Genomic DNA, 5,597 nt, shown 5'->3' on the forward strand with positions numbered 1-5,597 from the left:
CCCGTGCCGTGCTCGACCAGCGAAAACTGAACCGCCGAATCGTGCGCAAGGGGACCAAAGCACCGCTCCAGGCCACCCACCGGTGGCATGTTGAGCGCACCCACTCCCGGCAAAACGGCTTCCACCGGCTCGCCCGCTACTACGAACGCCACACCACCGTCATCGAAGCGTTCTTCGACCTCGCCGACACGATCATCATCATACGTAGCCTGATCCGCCGAGCCTGGACCACCCATCGCTGGGACACGCGCCCTCGACGCCGACCATGACCGGCGGCCTGTCTGTGCGGCCTCTTACAGGTGTTCGTCCAACTGCTCGGCGGCCCAGTGCGCCCATTGCGCGGTGGCGTCGGAGCCGCGGATGCCGTATTCGAGGGCGAGCCAGCCGCAGACCTGGACGGGGTCGCCGATCCAGTCGGCGGTGTCGCGGATCTGTTCGAGGGCGGCCTGGCGGTCGCTGTTCGCGCGGGCGAATTCCTTGAGGTAGGCGACGCCTTCCTCTCGGGTGAGGGTCCACAGGAAGAACACACGGAGCAGGGCGGCGCTGCGGAAGGCCGCGTCGGCGCCGGCCTCGGTGAGCCAGCGACGCAGTTCTGCGCGACCGGTGTCGGTGATGCCGTACTCGCGGCGGTTGCGGGCGCCGGTGCCGGTGACCTCGATCAGGCCGTGCTCGGTCATTTTGGCCAACTCGCCGTAGACCTGGCTCTGCTGGGCGGGCCAGACCATCGACAGGGAGGTCTCGAACCGCTTGAGCAGGTCGTATCCACTGGCCGGCTTCTCAGCAAGGAGCCCCAGGAGGGCGTGGCGCAGACTCATGCCTGAATCCTAACTCCGGCTTTCACCTGTCAGACTAGACACTACAACTTTGACATGTCACTCTTCGACTGTCGTTGTCGCTCCACAAGGAGAGAGTCCCGGTGAACTACGTCCGCGGTTTCGCGCCCTGGCTGTGCTACGCGGCCCTGAGCCCGTTCGACTGGAGGCTGGGCATGTGCGGCGCCGCTCTGGTCGCCGTACTGTCGCTGACCGGCCGGTTCCGTGCCGGCGGTGTGGACCTGTTGGGTGCCGCCACGTGTGTGTTCTTCGTGGCGATGGCCGCGGCCACGGTCGCCGCCCCGAAGTCGAGCCTGCACAACTGGACGTGCGTCCTGGCCAACGCCGTCCTCGCGGTCACGGCGCTGGTCTCCCTTGCGGTGCGCCGACCGTTCACCTTGTCCATTGCCCGGTCCCAGGTGCCCGAGCAGTTCTGGAACGCACCCCGCTTCATCCGCGTCAACATGGTGCTGACCGGCGTGTGGACCGCGGCGTTCGCCGCCGCTGCCGCCGCGTGCGCCCTCATCGTCCACTACGACCACGCCGCGACGCTGCCCCTGATCACCGTGCAGGTCCTCGCGTTCGTGATCCCCTTCGTGTTCTCCGGCCGGTACGCCGCTGCCCAGGCCAAGGCCACTGCCTCTGCCCCCGGGCACACCTCGGCCTGACCGGGCGGGCACCGCGAGACGTGACGGCTCACCGCAAGACGCCCCATGCGAAGTGGGGCCTGAAGATCACAGGTTCACGTTCAATGCTGAAATCGGAGGTATGCGGCGGGATGGCCGAGACGGCTGCGCGACGCACAGATGAGATGTACGACGAGTCCGACGAGGTCGAGCTGGTCAGTCCGGAACGGTTGATCTACTTCTCGGACGCCGTGATCGCCATTGCCATCACGCTGCTTGCGCTGGAGCTACCGGTCCCGACTGGAGCTGTCCACGGCAACCGCGGCGTCCTGGACTTCCTGCGCGAGCATCTGACGGAATATGTGGCATTCCTGATCAGCTTCACGGCCGTTGCCATGCACTGGCTGTTCCATCAGCGCCTGTTCCGCTACGCGAAGGGCCTGACGGGTGGGGCGATCCAATGGAACCTGATGTGGTTGCTCATGATCGTCATCATGCCGTTCGGGACCAAGCTGCTGACCAGCGAGGACGACGCGTTCCAGGTCCAGTTCATCGTCTATGCGGCCAGTCAGGTTCTGGCGGGTCTGTTCCTCTGGCGGGCCTTCTCCGCACTTCGCCGGTCCGGGCTGCTACGGGACAACACCCCACCTTCGGTGATCACCAACACCCTGTCCTGGATCGCCGCAGTGGTCGTGACATTCACGGTGTCGATACCCGTCGCGCTGGTCACTCACTCGGCCTCGCTGTGCTGGACACTGCTCCCGGCGGTCCGGTTCGCCCTGCGCTTCGTCCGCCCGGCGCGCCACTGACGCCACCGGCTGAGCCCCCGGCGATCGCCTCGTAGGAGCAGCCGAACCGCAAGACTTGTAGCAGCTTGTCGAAGACGGTCCGGTCGCTGATCCTCCGTCGATGGCAGCCCAGCGGGTGTGCCGGGTCGAACGGGGAGACCCGTGCCTGCGCTGAGAGCTGGCGCCTTGAAGGAGCTCCGCCAGGTCCTCCCGCTGTTCCTCCCACAGTTCAGCGAGCACTGCGTAGGGTTCCGGGTCCTCTGGCGCAGCGGCGATAGCGCCGGCTGCATAGTGCACGGGTGCCGTGGGGCTGCCCCCACAATGCGCCATCACCCGTGCAAGACCGATTCCGGCAGCCGCCGCTCGATTCGACGTCATCAGAAGATAGTAGGACTCGAACTCCCTGACCGCCGGGAGGAGGCACCGCGACCAGGACGGCTTCAGCAAGGGGAGCAATGCTGTCCATGCTGTTTCCTACGCTCAGAGCGAGTTCTCGCGGATCAGCTCGACCCAGGTCGCGTGTGGCTCTGCCGCGGCGGCGGCCGGGTCGATGCGACGGACCGCGTCGAGGATCAGGTCGACGCACTCGTAGAGCAGGTCGTAGTGGCTGTCGAACTCCTCCTGGGAGGCCGTGTCCGCAGGTTCGTTCACGCCTCGCAGGGCTGCCAGGGCCGCATGCCGGCGCCAAGCCGCCTCGACGTACTGTGCGAGCGAGGAGCTGAAGAAGGACACCGCCGGCTTGTGGAGATCCTCATGGAACGGCCTCGGAGCGAGCGGGAGATCCGCCACCGTGATGGGCGCTGGCAGCAGACATAGAACGCGGCCGTCCCGGGGGACGACGCCGACGACGCAGTTGTCCGGACGAGAACCGCAAAGGCCCAGCTCGTAGAGGCGTCGCCCGCGCGGCACAAGGCGGCGCTCGTGATCTCCCGCCAGATTGGGAAGCAGACTGGGTTCGGCGACGGCTGGATGTGTCGGAGTGAACAGTCGCAGTTTGGGGAGGCCCCACTCGCGTACGGCTTCGTGATCACGAGCCGGGAGGTTCCAGTCGAGCACCTGTCGCTGGCCCGGTGGCGATCTTCCGTAATCACAAGGTCCGCAAGCGGGAGGGACAGACAGCGGCTCAATTCATCGGTGATCAACCTGCGAACCTCCGTCCCAGCTCAGCAGGCGCAGCGTCCCTCGTCGGAACGCGGTGTCCTGGGCCCGGTTCTCAGTCATCGTCGGACCCCAGGGCTGTGCCCAGTTCGCGGAGGGTGCCGGTGTAGTACTGGCGGCGTTCGGCGATAAGCGCGGTGACGTCGTCGTCGGTCGCGGCCTGGAGCTCGTGAAGGTGCCCCAGCAGGTTGTCCCGCTGTTCGTGCTCGGAGTCGGCCACGTAGGGGACCGTGTGCTCCGTTCCTCCGCCGGCGAGGAGAAGCCGGTGGGGCAAGCCGCACCAGGTGTCGAAGCTGGTGGTGATCGCTTGCCACAGGTGCCAGATGTCGTCGGGCTGCCGGTGCTCAGCGAGCAGGACGGCGGCGACCTCGATGCTGTGGCTGAAGCCCCAGCAGTGGCGGTGGAACTGCATTTCCTGGTCCAGCAGAAAGCGAGCGAAGCCGTGGTTCACCGGTGTCGGGGCGAGGATGAGCGCGTCCAGGACGTCCCGGCGGTCCTTCCACCACCGGTCCAGCCGCAGGCCGGCCTCGTCGTGGGCAGCCTCGAACCGCAGGAGGTCCCAGCGTTCCTGGTCCTCGGTCCACCATGCCGGGTCGAGGGAGCCGCCGGCCTCGCTCGTCCGGGCGGCGTTCATGCGCGGGCCCCGGGCACTGTGGAGGTGGCTCGCTGGAGAACGCGGTAGACGGTGGCGCGGCCCACGGAGAACACCTCCATCAGTTCGGCGATCGTGCATTCGCCGGTGGCGTGCATGCGGACCAGTTCGTTCTGCTGGCGTGCCGAAAGCTCGGGCTGGCGGCCTTTGAGCTTGCCGCGGGCGCGGGCGACGGCCATGCCCTCGCTCCGAGCTTGAGCAGTGGCTGTTCGATCGTGCGGAAAGCCGGGAACCATCCACGGAGCTCTTCTATCTGCCTGGAGCGGATCCCGGATCCCGGATCGCTGACTCCTGGGGTGGCGTACTGCGTGCAGCGAGTCGGCGATCGTTTGCTCACGCGCCCCGTCTTCTTGGCCGCCGATGCCATGGATGACGTCCATCACCGGCTGCCGAGGGACGCTTGGGCCGTCTTCTGATCCGTGAAGGCCGCGCACGGGCCTGAACATGCGAACTCACCAGTCCCGGAGGTCCTTCCAAGCCGGGTATGGTTCATCGGTCAGGGTCGTACGGCGGGATGGCCCAGCGCAGTACCGCTTCGCCAGCGCGATCTTCGAGGGTTGCGGGGTAGACCTGCCCGTAGGCCCGCTCTCCGCGGTGGCGCATGGAGTGATCCCCAGGATCCCAGCCGAGACCGAGCACGGGGCAGCCACCGAGGTCGATGGCGCCGGCCAGCAGTGGGTGGCTCCATCCGGCTCGGTTGAATCGGTGGAAGTCGGTGTGGGCGTCGACGGAGACCATCAGCCCGTTCCCGGGTCCTTCCCGGGTCCAGCTCCGGAGCCGTGCGGCGACGGCTTCGGCCTCGGCCAGGGGAAGGTCGAGCCATCCGCGCGGGCCGTGCCCGCTGGGGTGCTGCGGGACGCGGTCGCCGCCGAACTGCGCATGGACGGCGGCTTCGTACTTGCCCCAGTAGGTGACGTCCGCCAGGCCGTCGGCGGACTGGCCGTCCAAGCCGATGAAGCCGTCCAGCGCCCGAGCGTCGCCGAGGACCATGCCGCACCGGTCGACCGGCAGGTCCCCGAGCCGCACGGGCTCGCCGCCATCGGGACCGGGCCAGGGCAGGCCGAGCTCGACCTCGAGAACGGCGATCGTCGGTTCCCCGTCGAAGGGTGAGGCCGATGTCTCGGCCCGCACCCGCAGAGGCCGGTCTGTGGCGGTTGCGACTGCGACGGCCTCGCACATCCAAGCGGACGGCTCGCTGTCCTCGGGGCCGTGCAGGTGTCCGCCGCCGACGGCTATCGCGGTCCGGGCACGCTCGGACAGCGGCTGGCCCACCTGCGGCCAGTAGTCGATCCAGCCGGCCATCCCCAGCACGAGCATCCCGGAGGGGGCGGCGACGGTGCCGAGGTCGACATCGGTCTCAGTCATCTGCTGATTGAACAGGCACGGAACCGAAAGGATCAAGGTGCCGTCGCGTCCGGGGTTCGCGTGGAGTGGTCCTGCGGGGTGCGCTGCTGCGGGAGGAAAGAGCCGAAGTGCAGGTGGCGGTTCATGTCCAGCTCGAACCCGCCGCAGGGGTTCACATGGGTCCAGAAAAGCGGGGAGAGGCCGCGCCGGGGCCTAG

7 protein-coding genes and 2 pseudogenes are annotated in these 5,597 nt (G+C 67.7%); 3 read left to right on the forward strand and 6 right to left on the reverse strand.

Translation table 11 applies throughout. The features are described from left to right. Positions 1-269 (forward strand): annotated as a pseudogene (locus tag AC5WRT_RS38575) (IS5/IS1182 family transposase); the annotation flags it as partial. 24 nt (positions 270-293) lie between these two features. Here AC5WRT_RS38575 and AC5WRT_RS38580 read toward each other — a convergent pair. Next, positions 294-815, reverse strand: a complete 522-nt coding sequence (locus AC5WRT_RS38580) for a PadR family transcriptional regulator (RefSeq protein WP_496098872.1) — start codon at positions 813-815, stop codon at positions 294-296. Positions 816-916: 101 nt separating this feature from the next. Here AC5WRT_RS38580 and AC5WRT_RS38585 point away from each other — a divergent pair, with 101 nt between their 5' ends. Both AC5WRT_RS38585 and AC5WRT_RS38590 read left to right on the forward strand, forming a co-directional pair. Continuing rightward, complete coding sequence (locus AC5WRT_RS38585) at positions 917-1,480, forward strand: hypothetical protein (RefSeq protein WP_496098871.1); 564 nt, start codon at positions 917-919, stop codon at positions 1,478-1,480. 110 nt (positions 1,481-1,590) lie between these two features. After that, a complete protein-coding gene (locus AC5WRT_RS38590) occupies positions 1,591-2,247 on the forward strand; it encodes a TMEM175 family protein (RefSeq protein ID WP_496098870.1) in 657 nt (218 codons plus the stop codon). 19 nt (positions 2,248-2,266) lie between these two features. Here the strand turns inward: AC5WRT_RS38590 and AC5WRT_RS38595 are convergent. From AC5WRT_RS38595 to AC5WRT_RS38615, 5 genes and pseudogenes are all read right to left on the reverse strand, one after another. Further along, positions 2,267-2,368, reverse strand: a pseudogene (locus AC5WRT_RS38595) (IS5/IS1182 family transposase); the annotation flags it as partial. 338 nt (positions 2,369-2,706) lie between these two features. Next, positions 2,707-3,282, reverse strand: a complete 576-nt coding sequence (locus AC5WRT_RS38600; RefSeq protein ID WP_496101080.1) for an SUKH-4 family immunity protein — start codon at positions 3,280-3,282, stop codon at positions 2,707-2,709. A 157-nt stretch (positions 3,283-3,439) separates the two neighbouring features. Continuing rightward, positions 3,440-4,018: a hypothetical protein gene (locus AC5WRT_RS38605; protein ID WP_496098868.1), complete on the reverse strand. Its 579-nt coding sequence runs from the start codon at positions 4,016-4,018 to the stop codon at positions 3,440-3,442. Next, positions 4,015-4,215: a helix-turn-helix domain-containing protein gene (locus AC5WRT_RS38610; RefSeq protein ID WP_496098867.1), complete on the reverse strand. Its 201-nt coding sequence runs from the start codon at positions 4,213-4,215 to the stop codon at positions 4,015-4,017. Before AC5WRT_RS38610 ends, AC5WRT_RS38605 begins: the two co-directional genes overlap by 4 nt. A gap of 310 nt (positions 4,216-4,525) precedes the next feature. Next, entirely contained in the window at positions 4,526-5,401 is an 876-nt protein-coding gene (locus tag AC5WRT_RS38615; protein WP_496098866.1) for a hypothetical protein, read from the reverse strand. Positions 5,402-5,597 lie beyond the last annotated feature (196 nt).

This window comes from Streptomyces sp. NTD91 (assembly GCF_059510455.1).